This window comes from Streptomyces sp. NPDC046308 (assembly GCF_055588065.1).
Genome location: NZ_JBVJFB010000010.1, coordinates 111,155 through 128,969 on the forward strand (window position 1 = coordinate 111,155; position 17,815 = coordinate 128,969).

The following is a 17,815-nucleotide window of genomic DNA, read 5'->3' on the forward strand; positions in this document are numbered from 1 at the left end:
ATTCACTGCGCGGCGTTCCTGCGTACGTTCGCGGTATATCGGCTACGCGCTCGGGGTGTTCGGCGTATTGGGGGTGTTCGGCGTGTTCGGCGTATTGGGGGTGTTCGGCGTGTTCGGCGTATTGGGGGTGTTCGGCGTGTTCGGCGTGTTCGGCGTGTTCGGCGTGTTCGGCGTGTTCGGCGTGTTCGGCGTGTTCGGCGTGTTCGGCGTATTGGGCGTGTTCGGGGTGTTCGGGGTGTTCGGGGTGTTCGGGGTCCCCGAACCAGTGAGGGCGTAGGGCGCGTACGGGGCGTACGGCGCGTAGGGCCCGTACGATGCGGTGGCCGCGCCCGCGCTCATCGCCGCGGAAGTTGCTTGCGTGTACTGGGTGTACGGCGCCTGGGCAAGAGGCGTGAGGTGCGGGAGCCGGGGAAGGCGGGGAAGCGGGGGAAGAGCAGGAAGCGGCGGCATTGCCGCGTACGGCAGGGCGGCCATGGAAGCGTGCGCGGCCACACCGGCCCGGGCTGCTTGGGCGGAACCCGCCCCCAGCGCAACCAGAGCCCCTGCCGCCAGCGCGACGATCGCAGTCTGCTGAAGCTTCCGCACATGCCCTCCAGAATGTACCTAGGCGCACATCCGGTCACTAAAGGCGCCTGTTCGATCACGTAAAGTACAGCTCCGGAAGGTCGAGAGCGGTCCGCCCCGCCGTGGCATCACCCATTCGTTCTGGGTCCCCTGACAGCCGAGGCCGGCATCCCCAAGCCGACGAACCTCCATGCCCAATCTGCGACGTCTGGCTCATCCCGTCACAGCAACGCGGTCAGGAGGTGGGGCCTTCAACGCCACCAGCGGATCCTCGGCGGGCCGAGCCGCCGACAAGCCGAGGTCGGAAGGGGGCGCGCTCCGGCTCGGCGGCCAAGGGCCGGGAGCTGATGGAGCTGACGAAGGCGGAGCTGTACGAGAAGGCGGCCTCGGTCGGCATCCCAGGCTGCTCGTCCATGAACCACGACCAGCCCGCGCGGCCGCTCCCCCACCCAGGCCGCAGGACTTGACCGAGGGCATTCGGAGGACTCCTACCTCAGGTAGCCGGTGACCGCGATCGGCGCCGTCACCGGCTCTACATGCGCGTCACCCGCGCCTGCACGCTCCTTTCCCGTCCTGGGCATTCGGCCCTCGGAGGCGCACCCATGCTCAGGACACTCCCCGCCGTGCGGCTCTCGGCGGTGCTGGTGGCGGCCACCATCACGGCGGCCACTGCAGGGGGCGGCCCCGCGTACGCGGTGGAGCGCTGCAAGGTGTCGTCCAAGACCCTCGACAACCCCGCGCCCTCGGTGATCGAGGCACCCACACCGGCACTCGGCCACGCCCGCCGCATCCCTTCCCACGCACTCACCGACTTCCGCATGGCGCCGGGCCCGCAGCCGGTCGCCGAGCTCGACCGCCGGCGACAGCAGCGTGCGCCGGCAAGGGCCGCCGTCACCATGCGGACGTCGCACAGCTCACGCGGAGAGGTAGCCGGGGCCCACTCCCTCGTTCGCACGAGCCAGGCGATCCCAGGGCGGAGGTCGGGGGCGTGGACAGGGTGCGAAGAGTTGCTGCTTCAGTCGTTTGTGGGGCTGGCTGTAGGGGCCCGATGCAGTTCAGCTACTACCCGCGGGGTCCTACTCCCCGGCTCTGCGCCCGACGAGCACGGCGCAGCAGGAACATCTCGTACGCGATGTCGCGGAGATCCTCGGTGTGTGCGCTCGGGCCGCCGGGCAGCTGGCGGCTTCGGTGGACCTGGGAGCGGTCGGCCCACGCGACACCTCAACATGCGAGCCCACCAGTCCCGAGGCCGTACAGGCGCCGCCATTCACTCGCGAAGCTGGGCGTGACACGCCACCTCGCCCGTCGTTGGACTGGGAGGTCAGCGAAGTGGAGGCCCCGGGACGTCGTGACCCCCGGGGCCTTCGTCCTGGCTTCCAGCACCGGACGGGCGGTGCAACACAGGCTGCGACAGCGGTCCTTGACCGTTTGCCACGCAGCTTGCACTAACGCTGGTTTGTGACAGCGCAGTTGGGCCGGGGGGATTTCGTCAGGTGGGGGACGTGGAGGGTCTTCCCGGGCGCTTGGTGCGGTAGCCGCTGCTGGGCGGTAGGCCGGGCCGCGGCGATGGAGTGGCGTCCGCGCCTACTCGACGGTGTTCACCCGAGGCACCCCGGGGCCGCGCAACGGAAGCGTCCGGCTGAGGACGAGGTTGGTGGTGGTGCTCCCGAACTCGGCCAGCTCGTCGACGATCTCCTCCAGGTGGGCCATCGACGTGGCCGCCACCTTCATGACGTAGCAGTCGTCTCCGGTGGTGCGCAGGCACTCCAGGATCTCCGGACGGTCCTCCAGCAGCCGACGCAGCGGCTCGTGCCGGGTTCCCGGCCCCGGGTACTTGAGCCGGACCACCGCCATCACCGGGTAGCCGGTCCGCTCCGGGTTCACCTCCGCACGGTATCCCGTGATCACCGCGGCCTCTTCGAGCCGGCGCACCCGCTCCTTGGTGGCCGACGCGCTCAGGTTCACCCGCCGTGCCAGCTCGGTGAAGGGGATCCGGCCGTCCCGTTGCACTTCCGTCAGGATCGCCCAGTCCGTCGCGTCGAGACTCTCGGTCATACGCCCATTCTACCGGCGGATCCACGGCTGAACCGCCTCTGAACAGGCGGGAATCCCTTCTGACGACCCATACGTCCTGCCTAGGGTTGGCCCCTATGAAGATCGGAGTGAACGTACCCAATTTCGGCCCGGGCACTGACCCCGGAGTGCTGCGAAGCTGGGCCCGGACCGTGGAGGACCTGGGCTTCGACCTACTGATGATCTCGGACCACATAGCCATCACGCCGGATGTCGCCGAGCGCTATCCGGCACCCTTCTACGAGCCCTTCACCACCTTGTCCTGGCTGGTCGGCCTCACCACCCGTATCCGGCTCGGCACGACGGTCCTCATCGCTCCCTACCGGCACCCGCTGCTCACCGCCCGAATGGCCGCCAATCTCAATGAGCTGAGCGGCGGCCGGCTGGTCCTCGGCGTGGGAGTGGGCTGGGCGCGGCAGGAGTTCGCGGCCCTCGGCATCCCGTTCGCACAGCGCGGACAGCTGACCAACAACCACCTGCGGGACATCCGGAACGCCTGGAAGGACACCGCCTCCTACGGAAAGCGCCGGATCCCGGTGTGGGTCGGCGGCAACAGCGACGCGGGGCTGCGCCGGGCCGTACGACTCGGAGACGCGTGGCATCCGCTGCGCCCCACCGTGCCGTGGCTGCGCGAAGCCGCAGGCAGGCTGGCGACGTACGCGGACGAGCAGCACTTGCCCAGGCCCGCCCTGGCTCCCCGCATCGCCCTGCGCCTCACCGAGAAACCGGTCGACGGAGCGGGACGGCTCGCCGGCGAGGGCACCCTCGACCAGGTCATGGACGACCTCGACCAACTGCGGCTGATGGGGGCCACGTCCGTCGTCCTCGACACCTACCAGGGCGACCCCCGCGCGACATGTGACCCGCAGGCGGCCTGGCAGGCCCTCGCCGTCGTGGCCACGCACCTCCCCCCAACCGGCACCCCAACCGGCACCCCGCCCCGCGCCACGATGGAGCAGTCATGACCACAGCCGACGACCACACCCTCCTGCGACAGGCCATCTCGCTCGCAGCCAAGGCACGCGCGAGCGGCAACCCGCCCTTTGGATCTCTGCTGGCAGGACCGGACGGGACGATCCTGGCCGAGGAGCACAACACCACGCTCACCGACAACGACGTCACCGCACACCCGGAACTGAAATTGGCGAGGTGGGCCGCGAGAGAACTCGACGCGCGGACGGCGGCAAGCACCACGATGTACACCAGCTGCGAGCCGTGCGGGATGTGCGAGGCCGTCATCCAATGGGCGGGGCTGCGGCGAGTGGTGTTCGCCCTGTCCAACGAACAGCTCCTGGACATCAGGCCGGGCAGCGGCCGACCGCCCGTGCCGCAGGACGGCCCCGCGCTGCTCGACGAGGTACGGGCCGCGGTCGAGCCCTACTACCGCTGACCGCCGGCCCCAGGGCGGAACCCGTTGCCGGCGGAACGCACCCGAACTTCGATGGCAGACCGCCCTTCTTCGCTGTCCCAGGTCACTGGTCGATTCGGCCGGCCGTGAGAACGCCTTCCGACGACACCGGCTGTTGGACAGCGTCCCACCGTGTCATGCGGATGGATCCTTTTGAGCGTGGGAGAGACTGCGGGCCAGTCGTTCCGGCCGCCCGGGTAGAGCGAGCAGGGGGGCGCGGGCCAAGACGTACGCCACGGCTTGGAGCAGGCGCAGCAGATGTTCAAGGCCGCCGAGGTGGGGGCCCGCAGACCCGTCCCTTGCTGGTGTTCTACGCCCTGAGTCGGGCTGGTAGAGCGATCGCGGCCGCGGCCGTCGACCTCGAGGGCGAGGACTGGAACCTGACCTCTCACGGCGTCCATGCCTCGGGCTGCCGCCTGGACTTCGCCGATTCGCCGACATCGAGATCCTCACGAATCCTGCCGGCACTGCCGGCAGCCTCGTACGGCTCAGCGAGCTGCTGCGGTCACCGGTCTGGGCAACGACACGGGCGTGCGGCTGGAGGGAGTCCGGGTAACCCTCCCGGTCAAGGCCCGCTGTCCGCCCGGAATCCTGCCGTGACGGCCGTTCACGGGGTCCAGTACTGGGCGAGGGCTCCTTCTCGATAGGCGGCGGGGCTGACGCTGAGGTCACCGGCGAAGGGGCGGTCGAGGACGAAGACCAGGAGCAGGCTGAAACCGACGAGAGCGGCCACGGAGGCGACGAACAGGATCTGGACCTGGAGCTTGCGCAGACCGTAGAGGAATGTGAGTGGGATGAGGACCAGCGCACCGCCGAAGGCCAATGCCTGCAGCAGCGGCGGGAGTTCTCGGTGTGCCATGGTGATGCGGGCGCGGCGTTGTGAGGCGATGTCGTTGAGGTGGTCGGCGGCCTGTTCGTAGAAGACCTGCTCTGCCTGTGTTTGCGGGACGTACGTCTGGAGCGTTCGGAACGCCTCCTGCAGGTGGGTTTCCGTGGCTCCGTAGCTGGGCTTCCCCTCCCTCATGCGGGGCCATTGGTCTTCGACGACGGCATGGACGTAACCGCTCATGGCCGAATCGACACGGGCGCGCACCGGTTGGGGGAACGCTGCGGCGTCGCGGCTGATGAGCGCTGCGCTGGTGGCCTCGTTGGCGACGATGGTCTGGGCTTCCTCCATCTGCGTCCACAAGGTGACGATCACGAAGGCCAGGATGATCCCGTAGATGGCGCCGAACATCCCCAGGGTGACGCCGACCATGTCGTTGTGCTCGCCGCCGGCCAGCGACGGGTGTCTGCGGCGCAGCAGCACACTGCCGGCGACAGCCAGGACAACGGTTCCGCCGACCGCGACCAGGGCCAGTGTGAAGGTGCTGAAGTGGTTGAGCAGCCAGAGCGACATGTGCGTGGATTCTAGGGCTGCCGAATTCCGGGACATGGTGGTTCGCGGCCCGTCTCGGGTATACGCGCAGATCTTCACACCCCCGAGTGAAGCGTGCACCTGCGTACCGGAGCGCTCGCGCCGCCCGGGCCCGGGTCTCACTCATGCACGCCGCCGTATCGGCGCGGGCTGAGCCGGCTCGCTGAGCCGGCTCGCTGACTCGGGGCTTCGTCAGGGGGCCGGGCCGTGCGCACGTCCTGCCGGCACCACAACCCCAGGTCAGCCCGGCCGTGGTCGTTGCGCCCGCCGTGCTCCCGAGCGCTTGGGGGTGCGCCCCGCCGGAGGAGTGAAGGCCGTCCGCGTGCCCGGGATGCCCGTGGCCAAATTGGATCAAGGAAATTCCTTGCACCTGGCCAAAGGAGACTTCGTGGAAAAATCGATGGTTTTCGGCGAGCTGGAGCTGGCCTTCACCGACCAGTACAGCTGGCGATGGGACGACGAGGACACGGGCGGCAAGCACTGGGTGAGCTTCTGGCACCCCAAGCCCCCGCAGGGCTTCCACGCACTCGGGACGGTCGCGCTGCCGGCGTGGGGATCGGAGAACCTGAACCCCAAGACCCCCAACACCAAGGTCAAGGAACACATTGTCTCGCTGTGCGTGAAGAACGGTCCGGCCAAGGCGAGTGAGGGCAAGAAGCCTCCGCTGGCACACCCCGAGGACTACACCGTCGTGTGGAAGGACGTGGGCAGCGGCGGCAAGCACTACGGCGCCTGCTGGCGGCCGGTCGCACCCGGCGGCTACGTCGCGCTGGGGTGCGTCATGTCGGAGAACACCTACGACAAGCCCGCGCTGACGGAGGTGATGTGCGTGCGGGAGGACCTCACGCACACGGCGGACCTGAAGTGGATCTACGAGGACAAGGGCACCGGCGCCAAGGACTACTTCAGCGTGTGGGCGAACCAGGTGCCGCCCGCCTACCAGGACGGACGCGACGGCGGCCACCGGGCGCTGGTCGCGCCGAACACCTTCACCGCGGCATCCAGCTGGGACGAGCCCTCTCGGGGGGCGCCGGAGCGGCGGGTGCTGTGCGTCGAGATGCCGGTGGAGGAGAAGCCGCATCCGGACGGGTTCCCGAAGCTGACCGGCAGGATGCGGCCGGCCGACCGGACGCCGGAGACGACGGTCAACGTGGTGTGGGTGCCGTTCATGGCCGTGAAGGACGACGACAAGTCGGCGTCGTGGAAGCTCGCCAACTCCCCGTTCTACCGGATCGAACGGCGGGCCTCGTGGTACATGCACCGGTTCTCCAACAACACCACCAGCGCCTCGCAGTCCATCTCGGAAACGGTGACGGTCGGCGTGGAGAAGGAGAGGAGCGACACCTTCAGCGCTGAAGTCGGCATCTCCGTCAGCTCACAGGTAGGCGTCAGCTCAGGCGTCGCCAGTGCCTCGGTCACCACCACCTACAGCCTGGCGCTGGGCTACTCCCGCAGCACCGCCACCAAGAACCTCGAACACAAGTCGGTGACCCACAACCTGACGGTGCCCCCGAACAAGGCGGCCGCCATGTGGGTCGGCGACCACACCATCCAGGTCACCCGCCAGGACGGCACCCACGTCGGCACCCCCCTCACCTTCCACGGAGACAGCACCCACTTCGACGAGTTCCCCGACTAACCCGCTCCCTCAGGCCTGTACGACACCGCCGCGGCCGCAGGTCGTCGGCCGCGGCAAGCCGGCGCCGGCGCGCCCCCTCCCGGCCGTGGGAACGGGCATCACGCCGCAGGCCCGCAGGATCCCCGCTGACGGGTGGGCGGGAGGCCGGTCGTCGGATTCGCTCTCCAGCTTCACCGCCCCGCCCGAGACGTTGAACACGAACCGCTTGGCCCGCCGCTCCTCCCACCCCTCGTCGACGCCGTTGACCCGCAGGGTCGTCGTCTGGATGACAGTGGCTCGTACCAGCACGCGGGCGGCCCCACCATCGGCAACCATGGTGTCCGTCAGAGCCGAAGAGGCACCCACCCGGCCCTTCGAGCGGGCCGCCGACGAGCCGTCGCCCACCGCTACGCCGCGATCGGCACCCGCAGCCAGCCCGCAGCCTGACCCTCGTCGAACACATCACGCACCAAACGCCCCAGGCAGTCCGCCACCATCGGGTGGCGGCCTGCGCTGTCCGGGGCCGCCTCCCGGATTCCCCCCAGGGGTGACTTTCACCCGTCCGCAAGGGCGGATCGGCCAGCGAAAGCAGTCCTACCGGTCGGAGGGAACTCCCGGTCCCCGGGCGATCAGGACGTCGGCTTCGTGGCGCCAGCCGAGGGAGGAGTAGAGACGCTGCCCTTCCTCACTGGCGATGAGAAGACCGGTACGGGCGCCCTTGGCCGCGGCGGCCTCCGCCAGAGCGCTCATCAGGGCGCGGCCCAGGCCGCGTCGCCGGTGCGCCGCGGCCGTCTCGATGCGATCGGCGATCGCATCGGCGCCAACCACGGCGATGGTGCCGCGCGCCGCCACCTCTCCGGAGGAGTCATGGAGGGAGACGACCGTGACTGGCCCCTCCGTACGGACCTCGCGCTCGTACGGCGCGGTGGGCGCGTGCTGCGGGTGCTCGGTCAGGTCGGTCGTCATGAACCACTCGGACCGGTGGAGCAACTCGAGTCCGGCGGCGCCGACGACGGCTTCGACGGTGCCTGGACGCAGCGTGGGGACGGTGAGCCAGGTGGTCTGCCTGGCGGCGGCGACGGCTGCCGCCAGCCGTGCCAGGGACGCGGGCTCCTCGTCCGCGCGCAGCGCGAACACTTCGACCTGGCGGCCGGGTTGGTCGCAGTCGGACCGCAGGCCGTCCCCGGCGAACTCGATCGGCTCGGCCTCGGGCAGGTCGCGAGCCACGGTCCAGCCGGTCAGCCAACGTCGTATCAGCTCTGATTCGATCTTCGCCATCCGGCGATTAGAGCATGACCTCAACCGGTGGACGGGCGAATGATCCTCTACCGGCCGCCACGGCTTCCGGGCCCGTCTGCGGGGGCTGCGCCCGCCCGGGCTGGTGCTGGCTCCAGAGCCGGTTCCTATTCCTGATCACAGGGATGGCGGCGGGCGCCGGAACCGGACGGCGGCACCCGGATCGCTCCGATCGACGGAGTAGGGGTCCTTGGCCGTGCGGCGATCGTCCCGTTCGGTGCCTGCCGTGAGCTGGTGCGCCGCCAAAGACCGGGCACCGGCGGGTCATCGGCGACCGGCTCGGCGAACCACGGCGCGGCCCAGCCCTAATTTGTCAGCCGCAGCCGGGCGGCAGGCGAACAGGGTGCGGTGGGCGGGGCGTCGCTTCCGTCGTCGACGGGGCCGGCCGGGGTGGGAGGCCCCCGCGTCGTACAGGGCAAACGCCACCGGCAGCACCCGGGGAGCCGTCACCCGCGCCTTCGGACTGCTCGAACACGGCTGGACGGCAACCCGGCCCGGCGCCTGACGGGGTCGTGCGTGGGACGACGTACTCGACCCTGCGGCAGCGCCGCGGGGTCGAGTACGCGTCACGCACTCAGCAGGTGATGGTGACCTCGTGGACCACTGGGTTGGCCGGGCGGGGGAACGAGGCCGCGCCGAAGGTGCCGCGGATGGTCGAGCCGCACGGGACGGTGGTGACCAGGCCGTGCACCTCGAGGTTCGACGTGGTGAAGATGACCGACTTGGTCTGGGTGCTGGGCGCGGCGCCGCTGCCGACGACCTCTGCGGAGAGGGTCGTGATCAGTTCCTTCGGGGTGGGCGCCGGGCTGCCCTGGGAGGGCGGGCCGGCGAAGCCGACCGTGCCGTAGAACTCGACGGTGTTACCGGTGACCGCGGCGCACACCCGCGTGGACAGGCCTGCCTGGAGACCCGAGTGGCCGCAGGAGGTGACGGTCGCGACGGTGTCGGCCGACTGCGCGGTGGCGCTGGCCGGGGTGACCGCGAAAACGGACAGACCTGCGGTGCCGGCGGCGAGCAGAGCTAAGCGGTTCATGGTGGTCCTCCTGAGGTGAAGCACCGTCCAGGGATTCCCGGATGGCGTGCATGACATGTGATATTTCACATGCCATCAAAACACAAGTTGATCAAAGCCTGAACTCGTCCCCTCCGCCCGTGGCCATCTCGCCCCCTTGCACGGCGACTTGGGCCCTCGCTCCGCTGCGGGAGCTGTTCGACAGGCTCCAGGCCAAGCACGGTCGGGGCCGTCACGGTCCAGGACGGCCCGACCGAGCAGCGGCGGCCCTACGATTTCGGCGAGCGCGGTGGCGGTGCGGCTGCGGGCGGCGGCCCGGCGTTGGAGGGCTTCGAAGGACAACCGGCCGGCTGCGGTGTCCCAGACGACGAGCTCGCCAACGTGACCAGGCTGTCCAGCAGTTGCTCGGCGGCCGCGACCATGTGGGGGAATCGGTCTTGGACCAGAGAGCCGCGCCGGGTCTGCAAGAGCAGCCGGCCGCCCGGGCCGGCGGGGGTGTCCGGTCCCGGAGAACGAGGACCACAAGATGCCCGAACCGCAAGACCGTGGTGCCGGCGGACCCCTGTGGTCACAGCCCGTGGCCCGGGACTGGGCTGAACAGCATCACCGTGTTACGTCGGCCCCCACCAGCCCGGTGCGGGCTCAGCCGCCTGGCTGAGCCCCGCGCACCTGAGAACGTGGGAGGCGGGTGCTTACGAGGCTTGCCTGTTCGGGCGTACGCATTCGAAGAGGTAGTCGCCGGTGCGGGGATCGATGGTGACACCGTGTGCTTCGCTGTGGAAGCCGGGGAAGGCGCGGTCGAATGCCTCCAATGCTCCCAGGTAGCGCAGGACAGGCCCGTCGGGGTTCCGAGTGCTTCCCCAGGCATCAGGACGGGGATCCCCGGCGGGGTCAGGGTGACCATGGCGGCGGCCACCCTGCCTGCGGCTGCGGCGAGGGGAAGGCGTTCGGTCCCTCCGCGGATCAGCTGCTGGTAGCAGGTCTGGGGCGGGACGACAGGTTCGGGCCGCGTGGACACAAAACGTCGGCTCAGTATCAGGGTCGGCAGATCGTGTAACAGCCACCACACGCGTCCATGATGAGGCCGGCACCTGGCCGCGGGTGAACAGCCCTTGGCGAGACCGACGAGCTTTACGCGTACGGGCGGGCAGCGGCGCTGCTGGAACAATTCGCGTTTGTCCGCCCGCGGCCGGCCAAAACGAGTACTTCGGCTACGGCGTGCTGCGCTCGGAGGTGTCCTGGAAGGTCGGCGAGCACCTGGCCGCGGCCGGCCCCGGGCATCCCTTCGTTGTGGCGGATGCAAGCCCGACCGGTGCTTGGGGAGGGCGGTGAGGGGTAGTGCGGGGGCGGGATGATCTGATCTCCGCATGTATTCACAACCAGCATGGGACTGCTGCGGGTTCGGGGCTACGGACACCGATCCTCTGGGGTGCCTGGGCATCCGTTTGACCGGTGGTGACAGCTGCATTCGGCATGAGGAGGGACAGCGACGGGATGCCTATCTCGATGGCCTCGGCCCCGGATCGGATGTGGATCTCCGGGGCACGCTCATCTCCGAAGGCCTTCTGCGTTCCCTGACGGACGCCGTGCGCGACGAGCACGGCCGGGTCCGCTTCGGGGCCGTCCTCTTCGACAGGGCTACCTTCGCCTGTACCGCATCCTTCGACAAGGCGCGCTTCACTGGCGCGGCCCGCTTCGACAAAGCCGTCTTCGAGGGCGAGGCACTCTTCCTCGATGCGGTCTTCGAGGACAGGGCCTGGTTCGCCGAGGCGTCTTTCCACAGCACAGCCATGTTCAGCGACACGAACTTCAATGGACCGGCCTGGTTCGACCACTCCACAGTCCGCGGCCGCGCGTGGTTCGCCCGCTGCACCTTCCGCGATGAAGCCTGGTTCGCGGAGACGTCCTTCACTGCGGGAGCCTGGTTCGACGGCGCCACCTTTTACGAGGACGTCCGTTTCGACTTCGCAACCTTCGACACCGACGTGCAGCTCGGCCCGATGGCCTGCGCCAAAGAGGTGAATCTGTCCAGGGCATCCTTCCTCGTCCCCGCCCTTGTGGAAGCCTCCGCGACGGCCGTGGCCTGCCGCCAGACCCACTGGGCATCCGCGGCGACACTGCGTCTTCGCCACGCCACCCTCGACCTGACCGACGCGGTCACAGGCGGACCCCTGAAGGTTGCCTTCCACCCCAAGCCGTTCGTGGGCCGCCAGCGAGCGATTCCCCTTGCAGAAACGCTGCTCCCCGCCCGGCCTGAAACCCTCCAGGTCACCTCTGTGAGCGGCCTGGATGCCTCTCACCTCGTTCTCATCGACGCGGACCTCACCCGCTGCGCCTTCAGCGCGACCGTCCACCTCGACCAGATCCGCCTGGAAGGCCACTGCACCTTCGCACCCGCGCCATCCGGCCTGCGACCCCACCGAGGACGGCTGATCTGGTGGACCAACCGCCATACTCTTGCCGAGGAGCACCACTGGCGCGCCGCCCAAGGCTTCCCCGGCTGGACCCCACCGGCCGCAGGCATCCGCGCCCTCACCCCGCACGCTCTGGCACCGATCTACCGGCATCTGCGCAAATCCTTCGAAGACGCCAAGAACGAACCCGACGCAGCCGACTTCTACTACGGGGAAATGGAGATGCGCCGCCACGACCGGCTCCGCCCCCGCTCCGAGCGCGTCCTGCTAGCCCTGTACTGGGCCGTCTCCGGCTACGGCCTGCGGGCTTCCCGGGCACTGGCCTGGCTCGTCGCGGCCATGACCGTGACGCTCCTGCTCCTCATGGGCTTCGGATTGCCCGACCAAGCACCGAAACAAGAGATCAAGCACGTCACGATCGCAGGCAAGGAGTCCCTCATCCTCGACAAACCCGACCCACGTCTCAGCTCACCACTAGCCAGCCGTTTCACAGCCAAACGCCTTGACCAAGCGGTCCAAGTCCTCGCAAACTCCGTTGTCTTCCGCTCCAGTGGCCAAAACCTCACTACACGGGGCACCTACATCGAGATGGCCTCCCGCGCCTTCGAGCCGGTGCTGCTGGCCCTGGGCGTCCTGGCTGTCCGGGGCCGCATCAAACGAGGCTGAGAGCCGTCAAGGGCTCGCCCGGGGCCTCGTCGTGCCGGCCGGTGGTCAGCTGCGGAGTGGGGGGTGGGTCGCCGGACCCGCCGGAGGGTCGGCTCGCCCCCGCACTCAGGCCTCCAGCCCGCCCCCGAGGGTGCCCCGGATCGGCCGGGGAGCGCCGCATCAGGTGGTGAAGGGCACCAGTCGCTTCCGTGCACGTGTACACGGCGTGGCACAGGTCTCCGTCGTCGGCCGTCTCGACGGTGCGCACCATGCCCGGGATGCATGCCCTGGACCCAGGGGGCTGTGCCAGCAGGTCAGTTCAAGGTGATCTCGCTCGACTCCGCGTGCCGGCCGACGCCTGTCACGGCGGGACACGTGCCTGGACAGTCAGGGGCCGGTGCACGGCGCGGCTCACAGCGCTAACGCAAGTCGGGGACGACGCCCAGCTGTTGGAGGAAGCCGAGGACGTCCTTGTCCGACCACTTCTCCGCGAGCCTGCCGTTCTCGATGCGGTGGATCACGGTGCCCGTCATCGTCAGCTGCGCGCCGGTGGCCGGGATGCCCGGGAGGTCTCCCCGGTGTACCCCGCGGGCCGTCAGCCGGGTCGCAACCTTGTTGCCCTCCGCGATCTGGTCCTCGACTTCGTGCGTTCCCGGGGTGGCCTCCCAGAACAGCCTGAACGCCTGCTTCAGTCCCTCACGCCCCTGTGCGAGCCCGGGAAACGGCGGGGGCGAGTGGTCGACATACTCCTCGGCCACCAGTTCGTCCATGGCGTCGAGGTTGCCTTCGTCGATCTCGCGGTAGAAACGGCGGACCAGCCTCTTGTTCTCCTCAGTGGACACGAGGACCTCTCTGCGTGTTCCTGGACATCGCCGAAGCGGCTCCGCGCATCGTCACCCGCCTCCTCGCCGGATCACGCTCTCGGCGCGCCGAGCCACCGCGGACCTAGCCCGGACAGACCACGTTCGCGCCCAGGAAGAGAGCCGCGAGGGCAGCGAGCGGTGGCCAACCCGGCCGGTAGACCGCACTTGTCGCCGAACCTCAGCCCTCGGTGTCCGTCAAGAGTGCGCGCCTCTCCTCGTACGGGCGCGTCAGGAGCTCCTGACCGTCCAGACCGGTGCCGGACAGACGGAAGCGGGCGGCGCCGCCACGACCCCCGCCACTCCCCCGGACGGCCTACCGGTAGTCGACCCCGTCCGCCGCGAAGGTTCTCTCCGAACGATCGTCAAAGGTCGTCGGGTCGTCCAGGGGGTAGAAGCTCGCCCCGTCCAACGCACTTCGGCGTTCAGCAGGATCTCCCCGATGAGCCGATGCCGTACTCCACCAGTACGGCTGCTCCAGTGTCGGCCAGCGCCGCGCCCCTCGTGTCGGATGCCTGGGAAGGGCAGGGATGCGGGTCTGACTGTGGCGGATGTGCTGGTGGTCGGTGACGGTGCTGGGGCAGTCGATCGCGTTCGCGCTCGCCACGGCAGACCCGCGCCTTCGCTTGGCGGGGGCGGGCCGGCGTGCGGGCGGGGCCTCGCGTTCGGCAGGGGCGATGCTCGGCGTCCTGGGTGAGGTGACGGCCGCGTCGGTGCGTACCCGGCACGGGCGGCTGCGTCTGATGCGACCTCTTGTACGGCACATCAGCCGGCGGCGGGCCACCGGCGTGCCCGTCCGCTGCGGAAGCCGTCCTGCTGATCCGCGCCGCCGGCCCTGGCCCGTGTGCCGCGCCTGCTACCTCAGTCCGGCCCCGCTGTCGGGGCACGAGACCGCCCCGAGCCCGCAGGGTCCCCGCTGACGAGGCGGGGCGCTGGGGGCGGCTGCGCGGGAGGCCGCCCGCCTCATGCGCCTGTACCGGCCCGGTGGTGCGTCCCCCTACGGTCCGGGGGGCAAGAGCTGCGAGCGGATGCCGGGAGGCAGGGTGAAGGCGCCCAGGGTGACGGTCAGGGCCGAGGCCGACGGCGTGCGCGTGGTCGTCTGCTCCGGCGAGTTCGACCTGGACACCATCGGGTTGCTGATCGAGGCCTGTGACGCCGCGCCGGCCTCGGCAGGTCTGCTGGTCATCGACGTCCGGCGCTGGCGTTCGCCGACTCAGGCTTCCTCAACGCCCTCATCCGCCTGCGCAACACCCGCGCCCTGGTCCTGTTCGACATCCGCGGCCATCGAACACACCGCTCGACCCCGAGGGCGTCGGACCGGAATCTCTTGCGGTGGCTGGGGCAGGCGCCCCACATGGGACCCCAATCGAGCAGTCCGGGACTCCCGGCCGGAATGAGCTGCGGGCAGGCCAGGGAGAAAGCCCGGCGTGTGCTGGCCGACTGCGGCGCACCCGCGGTGCTGGTGACGGACGTGCTGACGGTCGTGAGTGAACTCGTCGCCAACGCGATCCGGCACGCGGGCGGCGTGACCGGCTTCGACATCCAGCGGCGGGCCGGTCAGATCGTCATCGAGGTGTCCGATCGCTCCTTGCGCCAGCCCCACCGGCGGCCGCGGTCACCCGACGGCCCCGGCCACTTCGGATGGCACGTGGTCAAAGCCCTCGCCCCCACCGTGTTCATCCGCTTCCGGCGCAGCGGCAAGACGATCACCGCCGCCCTCTCCGCCTACAGTTCCCGCCCGTGACTTGCGCGCGAGGCGCGCGACGGCGGGAAGGCGACGTCCGGCACGACCCGGAGCGAGTCGGGGACGCTCGCGCCGGGGTGCGTCTCGCGGACGTGGGTCCCGGCACGGGCCGGCGCCAGGTCCAGCCGGCCGCCGTCCAGGACCAGTTCGCCGAGCGCGCCGCACACGGCGCACCGGACGTAGGGCACCGCGACCGGGGCCGCATGCCGTGGGGCAGCCGCTCCATCTGCGTCTCCATGCCCTGCCCCGGCAACACAGCCCCGTCCCGCCGGACACCGCATACCCGAGTCAGCCCTACGCCACCGTGCTCAGCGAAGCGGGTAGCGCGGCCGCATCCAACCCCGGGTCAGCCCGACGAGGGACCGTACGCGTGCAGGTAGGACCTCCTTCTACCGGTCCTCGGCCACGGCCAGACGGACGGGAGCCTGATGGTGTGGCCCGACTTGTGCGCCCTCGGAGCGATGGTCTGCCTCTCGCCCCTTCAAGAACCGGCCGTACCGGTCAGGCGGCCGATCCGCGCAAGGACGTCCTGGAGTCGGCGGACGGCATCCTCCGCCTCCACGTACTCCTCAGCGCTCGCCAGGACAGTGCCGAAGGTGCCACCGCGGTCAGCAGGCAGGGCACGCCAGCGCAGGACCGGTTCGAGCGCGTTCAGGGCACCGGAAAGGAACCAGGCCATGCGGCCGTGAGTACGCGCGAGGGAGATCGCCAGGACAGCGAGCGTTTCCCGCAGATGTTCGAGCCGCTTGATCGCCGGCAGCGCCTCCTGGACGTCCGGCGGACCAACGACGTCACGCAGGCCGGCCTCGACCTCACGAGCCAGTGCGCACTCGCTCGACCCCAGCTCCCACACCTGGTCGACGATCTGCTGCTCAGCTTCCTCGGCCAGCACCGCGACGATTCTCCGCATGTCCATGCGAAGCACTCTAAGCGTACCGATCTCACGGCCTGACACGGCCTCGGTCGATACCCGAGCCGGCCTGACGATCACCCGCCCCGGATCCGGCTCCCCCGCGGGCTGAGGCCCGGGCGCCGGCCTGCCCCGGGACGTCCAGCGCCGCGCGAGCGTGGGAGACAGCCAATGATCTGCGGCAAGCACCCGCCGCGCCGCCGTCCGGGTCGTCGGCTGGGTCCGGACGTGTGACAGACCTCGGCGCGGCCGCGGTGGGGGGCATGAACCGCGGCCCGCACGGTTACCCCTTCCCCGGGTCCCTGCGGCGCAGGAGCGCCAGCAGAGCCTGGCGGCATCGCGCGTCAGGGCTGGCATCACACCACTAGGGCCAGCGGGGGGCTCCACTCGGCTTCACGAAAGGTACGACGATGAGACGGCGCAGCACGCGTCCCCGGGGGCTCAGCTCCCTTGTCATCCTTGCCCTGACCGGCGCGGCGGCCGCGTCCGCCGCGGTTCCCGCGCACGCGGTCGCGGTGCCGTGCGACACGGCGGCCCTGATCACGGCGATCAACAACGCCAACCTGAACGTGGACACCGTCATCGACCTGGAACCGTACTGCCTGTACGAGGTGACGGCTCCCTACACGGTGGGTGCCGACGACGGCCTTCCTCCCATCACCAACAACGCCGGCGTCACGATCAACGGCCACAACGCGACCATCAAGCGGGTCAGCGCCGCCAATTTCCGCCTGTTCGAGGTCGGCACGTCCGCCGCGGTGCCGGGCAACCTGACGCTCAACGACCTGACGGTGATGAACGGTCAGCCCGGCGCGGCCATCGGTGGCGGCGCCGTGCTGGTCAACGGCAACAGCACCTTCGCGGGGACCAACGTCGCCTTCCAGGGTGGTACGGCCAACCTCGGCGGCGGCGCGCGGTTCAGGGCCAACAGCACGGCGACCCTCACCGACAGCCGCATCTCGGACAACCGCACCACCGGCGGCGCGAGCACCGGGGCCGGCCTGTACTCCGAGGGGCGGGTCACCCTCGTCAACACGCACATCACGAGCAACCGGGCCCGTGTCGGCGGCGGCCTCGCGCACTCCTCGGGGGCGCTCACGGTCACCGGGGGCAGCGTCAAGCACAACACCGCCTTCGACGACGGCGGCGGCATCTACACCGACGGGAACGGCACCCTGAGCGTCACGGGCACCGCCATCACCGACAACCGCGTCACCACCGGCGGCCTCGGGAGGGGTCTCGGCGGCGGGGTGTACATCGGTTTCGGCGGTACTCAGACGTTCCGAAACTCCACGATCGAGGGGAACGTCGTCACCGTGCAGGCGGCGGACGACGGCGGGGGCGGCATCCTCATGTTCGGCGGAGCGCTGACGTTGGACAACACCAAGGTGAAGGGGAACAAACTCATCGGGGAAGGCGGTCACGGAGCGGGCATCAGCGCGCTCGGCGGCACGCTGAACCTCCTGAACGCGTCTGACGTCACAGGGAACCTGGCCGCCGGCCGCTACTCGCTGGGAGGCGGGATCTACACGGCCGCTCTGTTCAACACGCCGATGGTGACCGTGAACGGATCTGCGATCGACCGCAACAAGGTCTCGGGAACCGGATCGCGGGGGGCCGGTATCTACAACGCCGGCGGGACCTACGAGCTGACCGACGCCTCGGTGCAGTTCAACGTGGCACCGGACGCCCCCGCGCCCGGCGGCATCTGGACGAGCACGGCGATCACCTCGGTGACGAACACCACGATCGCCGGGAACACTCCGACGAACTGCCTCTACAGCCCGGCGCCCGTGGCGTCCTGCGTCGGCTGACCTCCCCCGTACCGCCCATGACTCGCGGCCCTTCCCCTCT

The 17,815-nt window shown here is 69.8% G+C and carries 16 protein-coding genes and 1 pseudogene; 7 read left to right on the forward strand and 10 right to left on the reverse strand.

Annotated features, from left to right (window positions below):
* Positions 1-55 precede the first annotated feature (55 nt).
* Positions 56-277: a hypothetical protein gene (locus tag ACZ6JT_RS32035; protein ID WP_469215212.1), complete on the forward strand. Its 222-nt coding sequence runs from the start codon at positions 56-58 to the stop codon at positions 275-277.
* A 1,871-nt stretch (positions 278-2,148) separates the two neighbouring features.
* Here the strand turns inward: ACZ6JT_RS32035 and ACZ6JT_RS32040 are convergent.
* Positions 2,149-2,619 carry an Lrp/AsnC family transcriptional regulator gene (locus ACZ6JT_RS32040; RefSeq protein ID WP_469215215.1) on the reverse strand — a complete coding sequence of 157 codons (471 nt, stop codon included), beginning with the start codon at positions 2,617-2,619 and terminating at the stop codon, positions 2,149-2,151.
* Positions 2,620-2,714: 95 nt separating this feature from the next.
* Here ACZ6JT_RS32040 and ACZ6JT_RS32045 point away from each other — a divergent pair, with 95 nt between their 5' ends.
* Together ACZ6JT_RS32045 and ACZ6JT_RS32050 are read left to right on the forward strand one after the other, a co-directional pair.
* Complete coding sequence (locus ACZ6JT_RS32045; protein WP_469215217.1) at positions 2,715-3,602, forward strand: TIGR03619 family F420-dependent LLM class oxidoreductase; 888 nt, start codon at positions 2,715-2,717, stop codon at positions 3,600-3,602.
* A complete protein-coding gene (locus tag ACZ6JT_RS32050) occupies positions 3,599-4,027 on the forward strand; it encodes a nucleoside deaminase (RefSeq protein ID WP_469215219.1) in 429 nt (142 codons plus the stop codon). Before ACZ6JT_RS32045 ends, ACZ6JT_RS32050 begins: the two co-directional genes overlap by 4 nt.
* A 625-nt stretch (positions 4,028-4,652) precedes the next feature.
* On the opposite strand, the gene ACZ6JT_RS32055 is transcribed toward ACZ6JT_RS32050, so the two are convergent.
* On the reverse strand, positions 4,653-5,444 hold the full coding sequence (locus ACZ6JT_RS32055) for a bestrophin-like domain (RefSeq protein WP_469215221.1): 792 nt from the start codon (positions 5,442-5,444) through the stop codon (positions 4,653-4,655).
* A gap of 406 nt (positions 5,445-5,850) precedes the next feature.
* Between ACZ6JT_RS32055 and ACZ6JT_RS32060 the strand changes: the two genes are divergently transcribed.
* Positions 5,851-7,101, forward strand: a complete 1,251-nt coding sequence (locus tag ACZ6JT_RS32060; protein WP_469215224.1) for a Vps62-related protein — start codon at positions 5,851-5,853, stop codon at positions 7,099-7,101.
* A gap of 9 nt (positions 7,102-7,110) precedes the next feature.
* Here the strand turns inward: ACZ6JT_RS32060 and ACZ6JT_RS32065 are convergent, their stop codons facing one another.
* The 4 genes and pseudogenes from ACZ6JT_RS32065 to ACZ6JT_RS32080 all read right to left on the reverse strand — a co-directional run bounded on the left by ACZ6JT_RS32065 (position 7,111) and on the right by ACZ6JT_RS32080 (position 10,856).
* The gene (locus ACZ6JT_RS32065; RefSeq protein WP_469215226.1) at positions 7,111-7,389 is read right to left on the reverse strand and encodes a hypothetical protein; all 279 of its coding nucleotides are present in this window, start codon (positions 7,387-7,389) and stop codon (positions 7,111-7,113) included.
* A 285-nt stretch (positions 7,390-7,674) separates the two neighbouring features.
* Positions 7,675-8,358: a GNAT family N-acetyltransferase gene (locus tag ACZ6JT_RS32070; protein ID WP_469215227.1), complete on the reverse strand. Its 684-nt coding sequence runs from the start codon at positions 8,356-8,358 to the stop codon at positions 7,675-7,677.
* Positions 8,359-8,950: 592 nt separating this feature from the next.
* Positions 8,951-9,409, reverse strand: coding sequence for a hypothetical protein (locus ACZ6JT_RS32075; RefSeq protein WP_469215230.1), 459 nt, complete (start codon positions 9,407-9,409; stop codon positions 8,951-8,953).
* Between the two features lie 671 nt (positions 9,410-10,080).
* Positions 10,081-10,856: pseudogene (locus ACZ6JT_RS32080) on the reverse strand (Orn/Lys/Arg family decarboxylase).
* A 118-nt stretch (positions 10,857-10,974) separates the two neighbouring features.
* Between ACZ6JT_RS32080 and ACZ6JT_RS32085 the strand changes: the two are divergent.
* The gene (locus ACZ6JT_RS32085) at positions 10,975-12,468 is read left to right on the forward strand and encodes a pentapeptide repeat-containing protein (RefSeq protein WP_469215231.1); all 1,494 of its coding nucleotides are present in this window, start codon (positions 10,975-10,977) and stop codon (positions 12,466-12,468) included.
* A gap of 398 nt (positions 12,469-12,866) precedes the next feature.
* Here ACZ6JT_RS32085 and ACZ6JT_RS32090 read toward each other — a convergent pair whose 3' ends face one another.
* Positions 12,867-13,289 (reverse strand): ester cyclase, encoded by a 423-nt coding sequence (locus tag ACZ6JT_RS32090; RefSeq protein ID WP_469215233.1) that lies wholly within the window; start codon positions 13,287-13,289, stop codon positions 12,867-12,869.
* Between the two features lie 1,015 nt (positions 13,290-14,304).
* Positions 14,305-14,493, reverse strand: coding sequence for a hypothetical protein (locus tag ACZ6JT_RS32095; protein ID WP_469215235.1), 189 nt, complete (start codon positions 14,491-14,493; stop codon positions 14,305-14,307).
* A gap of 207 nt (positions 14,494-14,700) precedes the next feature.
* Here ACZ6JT_RS32095 and ACZ6JT_RS32100 point away from each other — a divergent pair, with 207 nt between their 5' ends.
* Positions 14,701-15,051, forward strand: coding sequence for an ATP-binding protein (locus tag ACZ6JT_RS32100; protein ID WP_469215512.1), 351 nt, complete (start codon positions 14,701-14,703; stop codon positions 15,049-15,051).
* Here ACZ6JT_RS32100 and ACZ6JT_RS32105 read toward each other — a convergent pair.
* Both ACZ6JT_RS32105 and ACZ6JT_RS32110 read right to left on the reverse strand, forming a co-directional pair.
* Positions 15,033-15,239 (reverse strand): hypothetical protein, encoded by a 207-nt coding sequence (locus ACZ6JT_RS32105; RefSeq protein WP_469215237.1) that lies wholly within the window; start codon positions 15,237-15,239, stop codon positions 15,033-15,035. The two genes, ACZ6JT_RS32100 and ACZ6JT_RS32105, sit on opposite strands and share 19 nt — an antisense overlap.
* A gap of 293 nt (positions 15,240-15,532) precedes the next feature.
* The gene (locus tag ACZ6JT_RS32110) at positions 15,533-15,967 is read right to left on the reverse strand and encodes a hypothetical protein (protein ID WP_469215239.1); all 435 of its coding nucleotides are present in this window, start codon (positions 15,965-15,967) and stop codon (positions 15,533-15,535) included.
* Positions 15,968-16,371: 404 nt separating this feature from the next.
* On the opposite strand from ACZ6JT_RS32110, the gene ACZ6JT_RS32115 reads away from it, so the two are divergent.
* Positions 16,372-17,775, forward strand: a complete 1,404-nt coding sequence (locus ACZ6JT_RS32115; RefSeq protein ID WP_469215241.1) for a right-handed parallel beta-helix repeat-containing protein — start codon at positions 16,372-16,374, stop codon at positions 17,773-17,775.
* Positions 17,776-17,815: the final 40 nt, after the last annotated feature.